The sequence below is a fragment of the Rhodopseudomonas palustris BisB18 genome (genome assembly GCF_000013745.1).
In the GTDB taxonomy this organism is placed as follows: Bacteria; Pseudomonadota; Alphaproteobacteria; order Rhizobiales; family Xanthobacteraceae; genus Rhodopseudomonas_A; species Rhodopseudomonas_A palustris_F.
In genome coordinates, this window is record NC_007925.1 from 5,269,031 (window position 1) to 5,285,563 (window position 16,533).

Annotated in this window: 18 protein-coding genes; 11 read left to right on the forward strand and 7 right to left on the reverse strand. The window is 66.7% G+C overall.

The annotated features are described in order from the left end of the window. Positions 1-70: 70 nt before the first annotated feature. The 3 genes from RPC_RS23600 to RPC_RS23610 are packed head-to-tail and all read right to left on the reverse strand — an operon-like array spanning position 71 to position 2,550. Positions 71-313: a DUF4170 domain-containing protein gene (locus RPC_RS23600; RefSeq protein WP_011475105.1), complete on the reverse strand. Its 243-nt coding sequence runs from the start codon at positions 311-313 to the stop codon at positions 71-73. 40 nt (positions 314-353) lie between these two features. After that, positions 354-1,166, reverse strand: a complete 813-nt coding sequence (locus RPC_RS23605) for a 3'(2'),5'-bisphosphate nucleotidase CysQ (RefSeq protein ID WP_011475106.1) — start codon at positions 1,164-1,166, stop codon at positions 354-356. Beyond that, positions 1,153-2,550, reverse strand: coding sequence for a TldD/PmbA family protein (locus RPC_RS23610; RefSeq protein ID WP_011475107.1), 1,398 nt, complete (start codon positions 2,548-2,550; stop codon positions 1,153-1,155). The genes RPC_RS23605 and RPC_RS23610 overlap by 14 nt, the downstream gene beginning before the upstream one ends. A gap of 284 nt (positions 2,551-2,834) precedes the next feature. On the opposite strand from RPC_RS23610, the gene RPC_RS23615 reads away from it, so the two are divergent. Then, positions 2,835-3,359 (forward strand): DUF6101 family protein, encoded by a 525-nt coding sequence (locus tag RPC_RS23615; protein ID WP_011475108.1) that lies wholly within the window; start codon positions 2,835-2,837, stop codon positions 3,357-3,359. 220 nt (positions 3,360-3,579) lie between these two features. On the opposite strand, the gene RPC_RS23620 is transcribed toward RPC_RS23615, so the two are convergent. The 3 genes from RPC_RS23620 to RPC_RS23630 form a co-directional block, all read right to left on the reverse strand. Continuing rightward, positions 3,580-3,780, reverse strand: coding sequence for a hypothetical protein (locus RPC_RS23620; RefSeq protein ID WP_041802231.1), 201 nt, complete (start codon positions 3,778-3,780; stop codon positions 3,580-3,582). 107 nt (positions 3,781-3,887) lie between these two features. After that, positions 3,888-4,820: a 4-hydroxybenzoate octaprenyltransferase gene (gene ubiA / locus RPC_RS23625; protein ID WP_011475110.1), complete on the reverse strand. Its 933-nt coding sequence runs from the start codon at positions 4,818-4,820 to the stop codon at positions 3,888-3,890. A gap of 10 nt (positions 4,821-4,830) precedes the next feature. After that, positions 4,831-5,487, reverse strand: a complete 657-nt coding sequence (locus RPC_RS23630) for a hypothetical protein (RefSeq protein WP_041802232.1) — start codon at positions 5,485-5,487, stop codon at positions 4,831-4,833. Between the two features lie 242 nt (positions 5,488-5,729). Between RPC_RS23630 and RPC_RS23635 the strand changes: the two genes are divergently transcribed. The 9 genes from RPC_RS23635 to RPC_RS23675 all read left to right on the forward strand — a co-directional run bounded on the left by RPC_RS23635 (position 5,730) and on the right by RPC_RS23675 (position 14,117). Next, positions 5,730-6,182: a MarR family winged helix-turn-helix transcriptional regulator gene (locus RPC_RS23635; protein ID WP_011475112.1), complete on the forward strand. Its 453-nt coding sequence runs from the start codon at positions 5,730-5,732 to the stop codon at positions 6,180-6,182. A 52-nt stretch (positions 6,183-6,234) separates the two neighbouring features. After that, positions 6,235-6,810, forward strand: a complete 576-nt coding sequence (locus RPC_RS23640; RefSeq protein ID WP_011475113.1) for an isochorismatase family protein — start codon at positions 6,235-6,237, stop codon at positions 6,808-6,810. Continuing rightward, positions 6,807-8,093: an MFS transporter gene (locus RPC_RS23645; RefSeq protein WP_011475114.1), complete on the forward strand. Its 1,287-nt coding sequence runs from the start codon at positions 6,807-6,809 to the stop codon at positions 8,091-8,093. Before RPC_RS23640 ends, RPC_RS23645 begins: the two co-directional genes overlap by 4 nt. Positions 8,094-8,149: 56 nt before the next feature. Then, positions 8,150-8,905 carry a 16S rRNA (uracil(1498)-N(3))-methyltransferase gene (locus RPC_RS23650; protein ID WP_011475115.1) on the forward strand — a complete coding sequence of 252 codons (756 nt, stop codon included), beginning with the start codon at positions 8,150-8,152 and terminating at the stop codon, positions 8,903-8,905. 118 nt (positions 8,906-9,023) lie between these two features. Next, positions 9,024-10,190, forward strand: coding sequence for an ATP phosphoribosyltransferase regulatory subunit (locus tag RPC_RS23655; RefSeq protein ID WP_011475116.1), 1,167 nt, complete (start codon positions 9,024-9,026; stop codon positions 10,188-10,190). Continuing rightward, positions 10,187-11,164 carry an ATP phosphoribosyltransferase gene (hisG, locus tag RPC_RS23660; protein WP_011475117.1) on the forward strand — a complete coding sequence of 326 codons (978 nt, stop codon included), beginning with the start codon at positions 10,187-10,189 and terminating at the stop codon, positions 11,162-11,164. The genes RPC_RS23655 and hisG overlap by 4 nt, the downstream gene beginning before the upstream one ends. A gap of 90 nt (positions 11,165-11,254) precedes the next feature. Further along, positions 11,255-12,295, forward strand: a complete 1,041-nt coding sequence (locus tag RPC_RS23665; RefSeq protein WP_011475118.1) for a glycosyltransferase family 2 protein — start codon at positions 11,255-11,257, stop codon at positions 12,293-12,295. Then, the gene (locus tag RPC_RS23670; RefSeq protein WP_011475119.1) at positions 12,292-13,182 is read left to right on the forward strand and encodes a ChbG/HpnK family deacetylase; all 891 of its coding nucleotides are present in this window, start codon (positions 12,292-12,294) and stop codon (positions 13,180-13,182) included. Before RPC_RS23665 ends, RPC_RS23670 begins: the two co-directional genes overlap by 4 nt. Before the next feature lie 110 nt (positions 13,183-13,292). Next, positions 13,293-14,117 carry a DUF2076 domain-containing protein gene (locus tag RPC_RS23675; protein ID WP_011475120.1) on the forward strand — a complete coding sequence of 275 codons (825 nt, stop codon included), beginning with the start codon at positions 13,293-13,295 and terminating at the stop codon, positions 14,115-14,117. Between the two features lie 282 nt (positions 14,118-14,399). Here the strand turns inward: RPC_RS23675 and RPC_RS23680 are convergent, their stop codons facing one another. Continuing rightward, positions 14,400-15,197, reverse strand: coding sequence for a L,D-transpeptidase (locus RPC_RS23680; protein ID WP_011475121.1), 798 nt, complete (start codon positions 15,195-15,197; stop codon positions 14,400-14,402). A gap of 342 nt (positions 15,198-15,539) precedes the next feature. Between RPC_RS23680 and RPC_RS23685 the strand changes: the two genes are divergently transcribed. Next, positions 15,540-16,319 carry a protein phosphatase CheZ gene (locus RPC_RS23685; RefSeq protein ID WP_011475122.1) on the forward strand — a complete coding sequence of 260 codons (780 nt, stop codon included), beginning with the start codon at positions 15,540-15,542 and terminating at the stop codon, positions 16,317-16,319. Positions 16,320-16,533: the final 214 nt, after the last annotated feature.

A 16,533-nucleotide genomic window follows, 5' to 3' on the forward strand; every position in this document is an offset into this window, starting at 1 on the left:
ATCCTCGGCAGCGGACGGCAAACCACGGAGGCGTCCCGCAAGGAACGCGGCAAACTGCGGACGCGCATGGTCAACGTGCTGACTTCGGATCTTGATCGGGATCGAGCAGCCGGTGCAGGTGCACCACGAAATAGCGCATATGGGCGTTGTCGACGGTCTGGTGCGCCTTGGCCTTCCAGGCCGCGTAGGCAGTCGCGTAGTTGGGAAACACCCCGACGAATTCCACCTGGCTGAGATCCTTGAACGTATTGCCTTCAAGGTTGGTCAACTCGCCCCCGAGGACGAGGTGAAGCAACTGCTCGTTGTCTGGCATTTATGTTTTCCCTACCGCCGGCCGACGGAGATCGCGAACGCTAGACCGATCTGTTCCGGAAACGTTCAACGATATGTGCATGGCGATCGCGCCCCGCAGCCACCAGCACTCCATGCGTCACTTCCGGGCGATTGTAGACGATGGCATCTCCCGCAAGCGTGGTCAGCCTACCATTGGCTTCGTGCACGATCAAATCCGCCGCCGCAAGGTCCCAATCGCGGCTCTGCCCACCCGCAAATGCAACGTCGAGTCGCCGATCGGCGACCCGGCACAACCGCAGCGCCAACGACCCGATTCGCGGGTACGGCGCAACGGAGGAGTCGGCGAGGCCGAGCCGCTCGACCAAGGGCTTCGGCCCCGCCATCCGCGACAGATCGAGCGCCGTGCCGGCGGTGGCGGTGACGACGACACCATTGAGCGAGGCGCCCTGCCCGCGCGCGGCAAAAAAGAACTCGTCGGTGGCAGGCGCGAACACCGCCGCCAGCAGCGGCGCATCGCCGGCCACCAGGGCGGCGCTGACGCACCAGTCTTCGCGGCCGGCCAGGTAGCCGCGGGTGCCGTCGATCGGATCGATGATCCAGACCAGATCCTTGCCGAGCCGCGATGAATCATCCGCGCTCTCTTCCGACAGCCAGCCGTAATCCGGCGTCAGCGCCTGCAACCGCGCGCGGATCAGGTCGTTGACCGCAATGTCGGCTTCGGAGACCGGCGAGGAGGCGCCCTTGGTCCAGTTGCGCAGCTCGGTGCGAAACATCGACAGGCCGAGCGCGCCGGCCTCGCGCACGGTCTTTGTCAGCAACGCGATATCGCGCGACAGATTGTGATGCGCGATCTCGGTGCTAGCGTCCGGCAATCGTCAGCCCCTCGATGCGCAGCGTCGGCGCGTTGGTGCCGTGGCGGAATTCCAGATCGTTGGCCGCCGACAGATGCTTGTACATCTCGATCAGGTGGCCGGCGATGGTGACTTCGCTGACCGCGTAAGTGCATTCGCCGTTTTCGATCCAGAACCCGGCGGCGCCGCGGCTGTAGTCGCCGGTGACGCCGTTGACGCCGGAGCCGATCAGATCGGTGACGTAGAAGCCTTCTTTGATATCCGACATCAACTCGGCGGGCGTGACGGTGCCGCCCTCGAGATGAAGATTGTAGGGGCCGGGCGACGGCGACGACGACACCCCGCGATGGGCATGGCCGGTGGTGGAAAGGCCGAGTTCGCGCGCGGTCGCGGAATCCAGCAACCAGGTCGTCAGCACGCCGTCCTCGACGATGGCACGGCGCTCAACCGCGACGCCCTCGGCGTCGAAGGTCTGCGAGCGCAAGCCGCGCTTGCGCAGCGGGTCGTCGATGATGCGGATGTCGTTGTCGAACAGGCGCTCGCCGAGCCGGTCCTTCAGGAAGCTGGTCTTGCGGGCGATCGAGGCGCCGTTCGCGGCGTTGATCAGATGACTGATCAGCGAACCGGCGACGCGCGGATCGAACAGCACCGGCACCTTGCAGGTCGCCACCTTGCGCGGATTGGCGCGCGCCACCGCGCGTTCGCCGGCGGTGCGGCCGACCTTGTCGGGCGAATCGAGATCGGCGGCGTGCGGCGCCGAGCTGTAATCGTAATCGCGCTCCATCGTGGTGCCGTCGCCGACGATCGCGGTCATCGAGACGCCGTGGCTGGAGCGCAGATAGGAGCCGTGAAAGCCGGTCGAGGTCACCAGCACCATGCCGCCGATGCCGGACGATGCCGACGCGCTGCCGGACTTGCTGACGCCCTTCACCGCCAAGGCGGCGGCCTCCGCGGCGATCGCGCGGCGCTCCAGCTCGGCGGTCGTTGGGACCGCCGAATCGAGCAGGTCGAGATCGGGAAAGTCGCGGGCCAACAGCGCCGGGTCGGCCAGCCCGACGTATTTGTCGTCGGGTGCGACGCGCGCCATCGCCACCGCGCGCTCGGCGAGTTGGGCGGCGTTGTCGCCGTGAATGTCGTTGGTCGAGACCACCGCCTGCCGGCGTCCCACCAGCACCCGCAGACCGACATCGTCGCTTTCCGAGCGCTCGGACTCTTCGACACGGCCGTCGCGGACTTCGACCGATTGCGACACGCTACGCACCGCCACAGCGTCGGCGGCATCGGCGCCGGCGCGCTTGGCGGCGTCCACCAGCCGCTGCGCGAGTTCGCAGAGCGCGGACTGATCGAACAAATCCGAGGAGGTGGACGGGGTGTTGGCCGACAGCGTGTGCGGTGAAGCGTTCACGAACGAATCCTGATGCTTGGAGGGGAAATCAGCTGCCCTGTCAGATGTGCGCGTTTGACGCGAACTTCAAGCACCGACGCACCGATCCGCGGGGAAATTCGCGAGGATTGTTCGGCGCTGCGCAAGGTCTCGTCAATCATGTCGGCCAAGGGTCTGTCAATCATGTGGGCCGATCGAAGCCCGGTCGGATTCGATTAACCAGGCTTTTTAAGCGAATTGGGAGCTCGCTCTGGCACTCTCTCACACATCGACCGGGAGCATAATTCCGGCGGGGAGATAAAATCGTGAGGCGTCAAACAGCAACAAGCGGGATCATTCCCGTCGGGTCGAGCCGCAGCCTGCGGCTCGACCCCCTCTCACTGCCGATCCGGTTCGACGCGCAAGACAACCGCGCCGACGGCGGCATCCGACAAATCGAATTGCATCGCGAACGCGTGATCTTGCGCCGCGAAGTGGGCGGCATGCGGATGGCGGTCAACGTCCGGGTCTGCGACTTCATCGGCATCGCATCGCGGAACACCGATAACGGCAAGATGCTACTGTTGCAGCATCGCGATCCGTCGCTGTCGATTCCGTTGTGCGTCGGCGCCGATTTCGACGAGATCGAAGCCGCGGCGTCGCAATGGAGCGCGATTTTCGCGCTGCCGCAACTGCCGGAAGACAAGACCCGCGAGCCGGCACAACGCCGTCGCCGCCACAACGTGATCAAGGACCGGCGACCGAAATTCCTGGCGCGCCGCAAGGCCGGCGACCTGCTCAACGAAGCCGGCAACTACCAGGGCGAAGACGAGATCATCGCAAGGGATTGATTTTCGCATGCGAGTCGAAGCGTCGAACGCTCACTCACCCGACGAATTCAGGCATTTGAGTTCGTCGTTGCGAGGAGCACTTCGCGACGAAGCAATCCTGATGCGTCAAGTGATGGCCCTGGATTATTTCGTTTGCGGGCGGCGCTGCGCGCCGTCCTCGGCTCGCAATGATGCAGCCGACGTTTCGCAATGCCAGGTTTTCGCTCGGGCCAAGGGCCAGCTACACCGTGATATCGACCAAATTCGCGCTCTGCGACGAATTCGTGGTCTTCGCGCTGGCCGCTTGCGCGGCGGCGACGGCGTCCTGGTCGGCCTTGATGGTGGCCGCGGCGGCCTTGGCTGCCTGGTCGGCGGCGAGCTTGGCCCGCGCCTGCGCCAACGCCTGGGACGAGGATGATTTGCTGCTGCTGATGGTGGACATGAGCTGTCCTTCGGAACGCGATTTACTGTAAGAAAAAGCAGCCTACGCCGCGGATCTTCACTAGGCCTTAACAGGACCGCTCAAACAGCGCGGGTCGCGCAGGCCGTTCAGCCCGCCCGCAGCACTGCGTCGAGCAACAGCCCCGCGGTCAGCAACAGCCCCGCCTCGCGATTGGACTTGAACAGCCGCAGGCACAACGGCGAATCCTTGATCCGCAGCCGGACGATCTGCTGCGCCAGATGCGCCGCGAAAGCGGCGAGCCCGAGCCAAGCCGGCCAGCGCACCTCGCCAAGCAGCAACGCGACGCCGATCAGCGCCACCGCCAGAGCGTACAGCACGCTCAAGGCCAGGTGGGTGCGTTCGCCGAACAACAGCGCGGTGGATTTGATGCCGATCATCAGGTCGTCCTCGGCGTCCTGATGCGCATACATGGTGTCGTAGCCGATCACCCAGACGATCGAACCCGCATAGAGAAACAGCGCCGCCGGATCGATGCGGCCGAGCGTCACCGCAAAGCCCATCAAGGCGCCCCAGGAGAATGCCAGGCCGAGCACCAGCTGCGGCCAATAGGTGATCCGCTTCATGAACGGATAGGCGGCGACGATGATCAAGGAGGCGATGCCGGTTGCGATCGCAAAGCCATTGAACTGCAGCAGCACCGCGAGGCCGACCAGCGACTGCAGCACCATGAACGCCGCGGCCTGCTTGGCGGTGACCTGGCCGGCCGGAATCGGCCGCGACCGCGTGCGCTCGACCTTGTCGTCGAGATCGCGGTCGGTGATGTCGTTCCAGGTGCAGCCGGCGCCGCGCATCGCGAAGGCGCCGATGAAGAACAACAGCGCGAACCACGGCAATTGGCTGACGTCGCGGGCGACGCCGGCGGCCAGCGCCGCCGACCACCAGCACGGCAGCAACAGCAGCCAGGAGCCGATCGGCCGGTCGAACCGCGCCAGCCGCAGGTAGGGCCGCGACCACAACGGAGCCCAGCTATCAACCCAGTTGCCGGTCGCATCCGCGACCCGCGCTGTCGCGAGATTCATGTTGCGTCACTCACCGCGCGAGCACATTGCCGTTGAGGGTGTCGAAGGTGCTGCCGCCGCTGCGCTTGGCGGTGGTGGCCTCCGGGATCGCGGTCGACGACCCCAGCACGTCGCTGAGGCTCGGTCCGGCCGGTGCGCGCTGCTGCTGCTGCTGCGCCACCGAACAAACTTTGGCTTGCATCTGCTCGGTGCGCTTGTGGCCGGTCTTGAGCTGGTCCGCCACTTGGGCGGGAATGCCGCATTTCTGGCTGTTGGCCTCGATGAATTTGATCATCTTGACCTCGGCCTGGGAGAAATTGCCGATCAGCTTGCAGGCCTCGTCGGGCGGCGCGCGGCGCTGGCCGGCGGCCTGGATCGCCTTGCCGCGCTTCTCGGCGTCCTCGCGCAACGGCACGAATTTTTTCATGCAGTCGTCGGGCGGCCCCGCCTGCTGCTGCGGCTGCGGCGGCGCGAAGCCGCCGGACACCGGCGGCGCCCCGGTGGAAAACGCGCTCGGCGCCCCGATCGCGGCGGCGGGCGCCCCGTTGACCGGAGGGAACGGCGATGCGCTGGGGGTCGACGATTGGTTGGGCAGCGGCGCCGGAAAAGCGCCCTGCGCCAAGGCGGACGCCGCCTGCAGAACGCAGCCGGCCACGGTCAACGGCACGATGAAACGACGGGCGATCAAGGCTGGTCCTCCGGCAAAGTTCGAATGGCCCCCAGAATTTGACCCCACGGCTGAGCCCTGAAACTCACGCGGGCACGGCCTACACGACGCGATGCGGAACGCGATCGAGACCTTTTACGATTCCTGGATGGCCTTAACAACCCGCCGAATGGGGCGGTAGCGCGGCGCGGGGTCGCGGCGCTCGCGAATAATGTGTGAAGTTTGGCTTTGTAGTTTGCCTTCGTATCTATTAAGCTCGCCTCATGAGCCTGGATCCGGACCAACATGACGACACCGACGCTCTGGCGCTGGCCCACGACCTCAGATTGGTGATCGGCCAATTGAAGCGCCGGCTGCGCGAACAGGCCTATCTCGGCGATCTGACCTGGTCGCAGGTCTCGGTGCTCGGGCATCTCGACCGCCAGGGGCCGGCCACGGTCACGGCGCTGGCGCGGGCCGAGGGGGTGCGTCCGCAATCGATGGGCGCGACGGTGGCTGTGCTGGAGGCGGCCGGCCTGGTCGGCGGCGCGCCGGACCCCGATGACGGGCGGCAGACCATCCTGTCGCTGACCGCGGCCTGCCGCGACCTGATCAAGGCCGGCCGCGCCGCCCGCGAAGATTGGCTGCTGCGGGCGATCCAGACCACGCTGTCGGCCGAGGAGACCGCCCAACTGGCCGGCGCCGTCGCGCTGCTGAAGCGCCTGGCGGCGTCATGACCGCGCACCACCCGCATCGTCGGATCGCCTCCTGGCAACGGAAGGATACATAATGGCCCTCACCGCACTCGACCCGCGCTCTGCGCTCGTCGTCATCGACCTGCAGAACGGCATCGTGGCGATGCCGACCGCTGCGCCTGTCGCCCCGATCGTGCAGCGCGCCGCGGCGCTGGCCGAGGCGTTCCGTCGCCATCGCCTGCCGGTGGTGCTGGTCAATGTCGCAGGCATCGCGCCCGGCCGCACCGAACAATCGCGCCGGCTCGGCGAGTTGCCGCCGGGCTGGACCGACCTGGTGCCGGAGCTGAACCGGCAGCCCACCGACCACGTCGTCACCAAGCACAGCTGGGGCGCCTTCACCGCCACCGACCTCGACGGCTATCTGAAAGCCCAAGGCGTCACCCAGCTGGTGATCGCCGGGGTCTCCACCAGCATCGGCGTCGAGACCACCGCGCGGCAGGCCTACGAGCTCGGCTTCAACGTTACGCTGGCGATCGACGCCATGACCGACACTAACTCGGACGCGCACGCCAACAGCGTCGGCCGGATCTTTCCGCGGCTGGGCGAAACCGGCAGCATTGCGCAGATCATCGCGCTGCTCGACGGCACGCCGTCTGCCGCCGCCTCGTGAGCGACGCGGGGAACGGCACGTTCCGCTCATTGCGGGGCTTCAACTACCGGGTCTGGGCCGGCGGCGCGATCGTCTCCAACGTCGGCACCTGGATGCAGCGCACCGCGCAGGACTGGCTGGTGCTGACCGAGCTCACGCCCAACAACGCCACCGCGGTCGGCATCGTGATGGCGCTGCAATTCGGCCCGTTGCTGTTGTTGCTGCCGCTGAGCGGCTATGCCTCCGACCATTTCGACCGCCGCAAGCTGTTGCTCGCCACCCAGGCGGCGATGGGGCTGCTGGCGCTCGGACTCGGCCTCTTGACCATCAGCGGGCAGGTGCAGCTCTGGCAGGTCTATGTGTTCGCTTTCCTGCAGGGCTGCGTCACCGCGTTCGATTCCACCGCGCGGCAGACCTTCGTCTCCGAACTGGTCGGCGAGGCCGATCTGTCCAACGCGGTGGCGTTGAATTCCACCTCGTTCAACGCCGCACGGCTGATCGGCCCGGCGCTCGCCGGCCTGCTGATCGCCGGCGTCGGCACCGGCTTTGTGTTCCTGATCAACGCCGCCTCGTTCGTCGCCGTGCTCGGCTCGCTCAGCCTGCTGCGCCGCGACCAATTGCATCGCAGCGCCAAGGCCGGGCGCGGCCGTGGCGGCTTCATCGACGGCTTTCGCTACGTCTGGCGCCGCGCCGATCTCAAGGTCGTGCTGGTGATGTTTTTTCTGATCGGCACCTTCGGCGCCAATTTCGCGATCTTCATTTCCACCATGTCGGTGACGGTGTTTCACGCCGGCGCCAGCCAGTTCGGGCTGTTGAGTTCGATGATGGCGATCGGCTCGGTCGGCGGCGCGCTGCTGGCGACGCGGCGCGACAAGCCCGGCATCGGTCTATTGCTGACCGGCGCCGCAATGTTCGGCTTGGGCCTGGCGCTGGCGGCGGTGATGCCGGAATTCTGGCTGTTCGGCGTGGCGCTGATCGTGGTCGGCATGGCGGCGCAGACCTTCACCACCACCGCCAACAGCACCGTGCAATTGTCGACCGAGCCTGCGATGCGCGGCCGGGTGGTGGCGATCCTGCTGGCGCTGGCGCTCGGCGGCACCCCGATCGGCGCGCCGATCGTCGGCTGGGTCGCGGATAGTTTCGGCCCGCGCTGGGCGCTCGGCGTCGGCGCCGCCGCGGGCTTTGCCGCAGCCCTTGTGGCGCTGGTTTACCTGGTCACGCACCGCAAGCTGCGGCTGCGCCGCGAGCCCGGCGGCTGGCGTATCCGCTTCGACGCCGCAGAGCCGCTCAACGATTGCGGTTGATCGCGATCCATTGCTGGGGTTGAACAGCGTCCCGCATCCCGCCAGACGGACCGACCATGCCCCAGATCGAATTCCGCAGCCCCCGGCTCTATGTCGACGCCGACCTCTCAGCCGGCCTGCAAGTGCCGCTGACCCGCGAGCAGGGCAATTACCTCGGCAACGTGCTGCGACTTTCCGCCGGCGCCGCCGTGCTGGTGTTCAACGGCCGCGACGGCGAATGGCAGGCGATGATCGGCGCCGGCAAACGGGTCGACCGGCTCGACATCCTGTCGCGGGCCCGCGCGCAGGATGGCTTGCCCGACGTGACTTACGTGTTCGCGCCGCTGAAGCACGCCCGGCTCGACTACATGGTGCAGAAGGCGATCGAGATGGGCGCCTGCGCGCTGCAGCCGGTGCTGACCCGCTTCACCCAGGTGACGCGGGTCAATACCGAACGGATGCGCGCCAACGTGATCGAGGCCGCCGAGCAATGCGGCATCCTGTCGATCGCCGCGGTCGAGGAGCCGTTGAAGCTTGAGCGCTACCTTTCGACCCGCGACACCGGGCGGTTGCTGGTGTTCTGCGACGAGGCCGCCGAAGTGGCGGACCCGGTGGCGGCGCTCGGCGGCGCCCGCGAGCGAGCCTCCGCCGGCATCGACGTGGTGATCGGCCCGGAGGGCGGCTTTGCCGAGGAGGAGCGCGCGCTGCTGCTGCGCCAGCCCAATATCCTGCGGCTGGCGCTGGGACCGCGGATCATGCGCGCCGACACCGCCGCGGTGGCGGCGTTGACCCTGGTGCAGACCGTGCTGGGGGATTGGGGCGGAGCGGCATGACACGGCAGGGTTGTATCGCTGTCGCGGTTCAGCCCTAGCCCACTCGACGGTCGAATCTGTCATGCCGCCATGCTAAGGGCTGCGCCGACTTCACAAACACCTTAGCCGAGACTTCAAGATGACCAACACCGCCGCTCCTGCGACCGTGTCCGCCGGATGGGCGGACGCCCTGCTGGCCTCGTTCGGGCAGGCCGGCTACGCCAAGGCCGAACCGGCGATCCTGCAGCCGGCGGAGCCGTTCCTCGATCTGTCCGGCGAGGACATCCGCAAGAGCCTCTATCTCACCACCGACGCCGGCGGCGAGGAATTGTGCCTGCGGCCCGACCTCACCATTCCGGTGGCGCGGGATTATCTGGCCTCAAGCAGCGCCGGAAAACCCGCCGGGTTCTGCTATCTCGGCCCGGTGTTCCGGCAGCGCGGCGGCAAGCGCAGCGAATTCCTGCAGGCCGGCATCGAATCCTTCGGCCGAAAGGATCGCGCCGCCGCCGACGCCGAAATGCTGGCGCTGGCTTTGGGAGCCACCGCGGCGTTCGGCGTCGCCGAACTCGACATCCGCACCGGCGACGTGGCGCTGTTCACCGCGCTGATCGACGCGCTCGACCTCTACCCGGTGTGGCGGCGGCGGCTGATCAAGGACTTCAACCGCAAATCCGATCTGGCGCAGGATCTGGAACAGCTGACGCTGGCGACCGCGACCCCGCGCAACGAATATGAGGGCGTGCTGGCCGCCTTGGCCGGCTCCGACCGCAAGGCGGCGCTGGCGCTGGTTACCGACCTGATGTCGATCGCCGGCGCCAGCAATGTCGGCGGCCGCTCGGTGGCGGAAATCGCCGACCGCTTCCTCGAGCAGTCGACGCTGAAGGGTGGCGCGCTGCCGCGCGACGCGCTGGACAAGATCAAGCGCTTCCTCGCCATCTCCGGCAGCCCCGGCGATGCGCTGTTGCAGCTGCGCGCGCTGGCCGCCGACGCCAAGCTCGACATTGTTGCTGCGATCGACGAGTTCGAAGCCAGGATCGGCTTCATGGCCGCGCGCGGCATCGACCTCTCGGCGACGCGGTTTTCCACCTCGTTCGGCCGCGGCGTCGATTACTACACCGGCTTCGAATTCGAACTGCACCGCAAGGACAATGGCGACGAGCCGCTGGTCGCCGGCGGCCGCTATGACGGGCTGTTGTCGCAGCTCGGCGCCACAGCACCAATCGCCGCGGTCGGCTTCTCGGTGTGGATCGAAGCCTTCACCGACCTCGCCCACCCCGCAAACAGCAGCGCCGGGAGCGCGACATGACCACGCCATTCGTTCTCGCCGTGCCGTCCAAGGGCCGGCTGCAGGAAAACGCCGAGGCGTTCTTCGCCCGCGCCGGCCTGACGCTGTCGAAGCTCGGCGGCGCCCGCGATTATCGCGGCACCATCGCCGGCCTCGACAATGTCGAGATCGCCTACCTGTCGGCCAGCGAGATCGCCGCGCAACTCGCCCGCGGCACGGTGCATCTCGGCATCACCGGCGAGGACCTGATCCGCGAGAGCATCGCCGACGCCGACAAGAAGGTGGCGCTGATCGAGGGGCTCGGCTTCGGCGGCGCCAATGTGGTGGTCGCGGTGCCGCAGGCCTGGATCGACGTCCGCACCATGGCCGACCTCGACGACGTCACCACCGGCTTTCGCGCCCAGCACAATCGCCGGATGCGGGTGGCGACCAAATACATCAACCTGACGCGGAATTTCTTCGCCGCGCACGGCGTGGTCGACTATCGCATCGTCGAGAGCGCCGGCGCCACCGAGGGCGCGCCCGCGGTCGGCACCGCGGAGATGATCGTCGACATCACCTCGAGCGGCGCCACGCTGGTCGCCAACGGCCTCAAGGTGCTCGACGACGGCGTGATCCTGCGCAGCCAGGCCAATCTGGTGGCGTCGCGCGCCGCCGACTGGTCGGCCGACGCGCTGGAAACCGCCCGCGTCATCCTCGACCGCATCGCCGCGCGCGCCCGCGCCAACAAATACAAGGAAGTCCGCACCCGCTTTGCCGGTTGCGACGCATCATTGCTGACCGAGGCGCACAACCGCTTCGGCGTGGTGTCGCCGTTCGGCGGCCCGACCTCGTCCGGCATGATCACGCTGCACTGCCCGCCGGCGCAGCTCTACGCGCTCGGCAGTTTCCTGCGCGACCACGGCGCCGACACCGTGTCGATCGCCTCGTTGGACTACGTGCTCGACCGCGAGAACCCGCTGTTCGCCAAGCTGGAGAGTTTTCTGCGGCAATAATCCGACGCGGGACCGCTTCGGCCCCGTGGCGACAGCGCGCGACAAGTGCCATATGTTCGCGGCACAGACTGCGCGCTTGGAAACCGATCGATGATTCTTGGTTCTGACCTGTCCGCCCTCGCCGCCGGCAACGGCGCTGCCGCTGCGAAAACGCTGTCACTGGTGGTGCCGCTGTTCAATGAGGCGGCGGGCCTGCCGCAGCTGCACGACCGGCTGGTGGCGCTCGCCGCCACGCTGCGGCAGCGCTACGGGCTTGGCTGCGAAGTGATCTATGTCGACGACGGCAGCGCCGACGCCACGCTGAGCGTGGCGCGCGGTCTGTCGGCGCCGACGCTCGACGTCCAGGTGGTGTCGCTGTCGCGCAATTTCGGCAAGGAAGCCGCCTTGATGGCCGGGCTCGACCATGCCGGAAACGGCGCGGTGCTGTTCATGGACGGCGACGGCCAGCATCCGCCGGCGCTGGTCGAACAATTGGTGCAGCACTGGATCGTCGACAGCTACGACGTGGTCTACACCGCCAAGGCGCACCGCGACAACGAAACCTGGCTGCGCCGCACCGCGGTGCGCGGCTTCTACATGCTGATCAATTGGGGCGCGCGGCAGAAGATCCCGGAAGACGCCGGCGATTTCCGGCTGCTGTCGCCGCGCGCCGCCGCGGCGTTGCGGCAATTGCCGGAGCGCAACCGCTTCTTCAAGGGACTGGCGAGCTGGATCGGGTTTCGCCAGATCCGCGTCGACTATGAGCCGGAGCCGCGCTCGCACGGCATCACCTCGTTCAACGCCGCACGGCTGGTCGGGCTGTCGATCGAGGGCCTGACCTCGTTTTCGGTGGCGCCGTTGCGCATCGCCAGCCTGCTCGGCCTGTTGCTCGCCTTCGTGGCGTTCCTGTTCGGGCTGTCGATCCTGTGGGAGACCATGGTCAGCGGCAAATCGGTGCCGGGCTATCCGTCGCTGGTGGTCGGACTGATGACGATCGGCGGCGTGCAGCTGATCATGATCGGCATCGTCGGCGAGTATATCGGCAAGATCCTCTCCGAATTGAAGGCGCGGCCGATCTATTTCGTCGCCGAACACAGCGTCAAGCGCGCCGACACCACCACCAACACCGGCGAACGGACCGCCGCCGAATGAGTAGCGCCGCGCCGCGCCGGATCTGGCTGTGCGCCGACGATTACGGCCTCAGCCCCGGCGTCAACCGGGCGATCCGCGAACTGATCGCGGCGCGACGCATCAACGCCACCTCGGTGATGATGGTGGGACCTTCGATCGGGCGCGACGAGGCCGAGGCGCTTAAAGCGGTGGTCGCCGACAATCCGGATTGCGCGATCGGGCTGCACGCCACGCTGACCGCGCCGTTCTCGCCGCTGACGCTGCAGTTCCGGCCGCTGGACGGCGGGCTGTTCCTGCCGCTTGCGCAGCTGTTGCAGCAGAGCCTGCTGCGACGGCTCGACCGCGGCTTCTTTCGCACCGAGCTTGCCGCGCAGTTCGCCGCGTTCGGCAATCTGTTCGGCCGCGCCCCGGATTATGTCGACGGCCACCAGCACGTGCAGCTGTTTCCGCAGATCCGCGACGCCTTCCTGGAAGCCGTCGCGGATGCCACGCCGGACGCCTGGGTCCGGCAATGCGGCCGCATGCAGCCGCTGTCGCAGCGCGTCGCGATGCCGAAGGCGCTGCTGCTGGATGTGTTGAGCACGCCGTTTCGCGCTCGCGCATCGCGCGCCGACATCGCCTTCAACCCGGGATTTGCCGGCGCCTATGATTTTCTCAAGCAGAGCGATTTCGCCGGCCTGATGCGCGGCTTTCTCGACGGCCTGCCCGATGGCGGGCTGGTGATGTGCCATCCCGGCTATGTCGACGACACCCTGATCGCGCTCGATCCGTTGACCGATCAGCGCGAGCGCGAACGGATGTTTCTGCACAGCGAGGCGTTCGTCGAGCTGATCGCGACGCAGCAGGTCACGCTGCAGCGCCTCGCGCCGCCGGCACCGCCGGTCAGTTTGTCGCATACCGAAATTTAATCCGCCGCGACACTTATTGCGACATAAACGCCGCTTACATCTCCGGCACCCACCGCGAGGCCGCAAACGAGCGCCCGCGGGTGGGGTGATACGCTGCCGTGGAGAACATCATGACACCGCAAGAACGCCAGTTGGTCGACGATCTGTTTGATCGGCTCGCCCGCGTCGAAACCGCGCCGCGCGATCCGAATGCCGCCGACGCGATTGCGCAAGGGCTGCGCCGCGCCCCCAACGCGGTCTATGCGCTGGTGCAGACCGTGCTGGTGCAGGACGAGGCGCTGAAGCGCGCCGATGCCCGGATTCAGGAATTGGAAGGCGGCGCCGCGCACGAGCCGGAGCGGCCGGGCAGCTTCCTCGATTCGATGCGCGGCGCGCTGTTCGGCAACGAGCAGCCGCGCGGCTCGGTGCCGAATGTGCGACCGCCGGAGCCGGCGGGTCGCCCGGCCTGGAACACCGGGCAGGTGCTGCCGCAGGCCGGCGGATTTAACCGCGAACCCTATGGCCAGGGCCAACCCAATCAGCAGCCCTACGCCCAACCCGGCTTTGGCGGGCAGCAGCCGGCATTCGGCGGCGGCGGCGGATCGTTTCTCGGCACCGCGGCGGCCGCGGCCGCCGGCGTGGTCGGCGGCTCGATGCTGCTGTCCAGCATTCGCGGCATGATGGGCGGCAGCGGCAGCCAGCAGAGCTTCGGCGACCAAGCCGGGCTCGGCAAGGACGGCGGCGAGACCCGCAGCCCGTGGAGCAGCGATCAATCCGGCGGCGATCTCGCCAAGGACGCCGGGCTGAACGACGTCGGATCATCCGGACAGCGCGCCGACGACAGCTCCTCCCGCCAGGGCATGTTCGATCAGGCGTCGAACGACGATACTGATCACGACGACATGGACATGGATTCCGACGATTTCGACGACGGCGGCGACAGCGACTACGCGTGAGCTTTCGACCGGCGTCATCCTCACTTCGCCACCTCCCGACTACGACAACGGCCGCCCCGCAAGGGCGGCCGTTTTGCTAGGAGCATTTTCGGTTGAGATTGAAGCATCGAACCCAAATGCAGCCGTCATTCCGGATTGCGAGTTCGCAAGAACGAGCAAGTCCGGAATCCATATCCCCTGCGGGGGTTATGGATTCCGGGCTCGCTCGCAGCTAAAGCTGCTCGCGCCCCGGAATGACAGCCGGGGGACTCTTGAAGCGCAGCAATCCAACTCGAAGAGTGTCTAGATCACGATCACCCGAGCGCCGACATTGACGCGGCCGTAGAGGTCGATGACGTCTTCGTTGCGCATCCGGATGCAGCCCGAGGAGACGTTGGTGCCGATGGTCCAGGGTTCGTTGGAGCCGTGGATGCGATACAGCGTGGAGCCGAGATACATCGCCCGCGCCCCGAGCGGATTTTGCGGGCCGCCTTCCATGTGCCGCGGCAGGTCGGGGCGGCGCGCCAGCATTTCCGGCGGCGGCGTCCAGGCCGGCCATTCCTTCTTCGCCGAGATCTGCTTGACGCCGCTCCAGGTGAAGCCCGGCCGGCCGACGCCGATGCCGTAACGCAACGCCGTGCCGTCGCCCTGCACCAAGAACAAGAACTTGTTCGGGGTGTCGATCACGATGGTGCCCGGGGTTTCCTTGCCGTGATACGCCACCAGCTGCTTTTCGTATTTCGGATCGAACGGCTGCTGCTGCGGGTCGACCGCCTGCTCGTCCGGCCGCAGGCTCTGCTGCGGCTCGGCCGGCAGCAACATCCGCTGCCGCGGCTCGTAGTCATCCGGCGGCACCTGATAGCGCGGCGCCGGCTCGCCGTAACCGGGCTGCGCGGGACCGTCGCTGAACAGGAATTCGATGAAGCCGCCTCCCATCCGCGGGCGTTGCGACGACGCCATCCGCATCGGCGGCGGCGGCTCGTCGGCGTAGATCACCGAGGGCGCGCCGGGCATTTCGATTTCGATCGCCGCGGCGGGGGACAAGCCGGCGCCGAGACATGACGCGCCGGTGAGCAAGGCGAGAGTGGCTTTTTTCAACATCGACGTACTCTGCACTGTTTCGTCGGGAACGCGCCTGAAGGAGCGCTTGCGTGAACGCGATCAGTTAGAAACAAAATCGCATCGCTTTGGTAAACAGAGCCGGGGTTTGGATTCACCACGTCGCGCAACTCGCCGCGTTCCTTGCGGCAGCGTTTATTTTCGATGAACGCGCCGAGCGCATGGTTAACCGCGGGTATCGCCGTTCCGGCATCGTCGCGCGGCAAAGGTCTTCGTGCCGCGGTGAGTTACCGGCACCGACCATGCAGCGATGCCACGGCTGTGAACGCGTCGTTAAACAGATCGCGCTAACAACATGATAGTGAATGAGGGTGAGACAATACGATGGCCGTTCAGCGCAAGCGCTTCCGCATTGAAGAAACCAGTTTGGGCGTCTCGCCTGATTCGTTCAGCGTGGAGAGCGAACAGGCTCCCAAGCACAGCGAGATCATGAGCGAGCTGCGGGCGATTCGCGAGCAGATGGCCAAGCCGATTGCGCAGGGAGCCAGCAACGTCGTGACCAGCGAGCTATCAGCGTCCAACGAGCGACAGATCGCCGAAGCCAACGCGCTGTTGCAGAGCTACCGTGCGCAGATCGAGCAGTGCGAAAAGCTGAAGATCGAACTCGACCTGATCCACGACGCCATCAGCCGCACCAAGCGCGAGATCGCGGTGCTGCACGGCAAGAGCTTCGACGGCGAAGAGATGGCCAAGGTCAACGGCGAACTCGGCGCCGTGGTCGGCGGCACCGAGGAAGCCACCCAGCTGATCCTCGAAGCCGCCGAGGCGATCGATCAGGCCGCCAGCGCGCTGACCAAGGTCAACTCGCCGGACCAGCAGAAATTGATCAGCGAGGAAATCCAGGAGCGGGTGATCTCGATCTTCGAGGCCTGCAATTTCCAGGATCTCACCGGCCAGCGCATCAGCAAGGTGATGACCACGATGAAATTCATCGAAAATCACATCATGGCGATGATGGACATCTGGGGCGGCGTCGACGCCATCAAGGCGCACGCGCCGCCGATCGTCGACACCCGCGAAGGCGACGACAAGCTGCTCAACGGGCCGAAACTCGACGACGAGGGCCACGCCTCGCAGGACGATATCGACGCCTTGTTCAACTGATCACCATCGTTAACGCCGGGTGGCGACGCCCGGCGGCAAGCTGATCGCCGCAATCCCCAGTCCCGTGGGCGCTTGCGCTTCAAGATTCCCAGACTGTCATTCCGAGGCGCGAGCCAGAAGCGCGTTCACACGCGTCTTCGACGCGCCACGGCTGCGAGCGAGCCCGCAATGACGGCTGCATTTGGGTTCGATGCTTCAATCCCAAGCAGCGCAA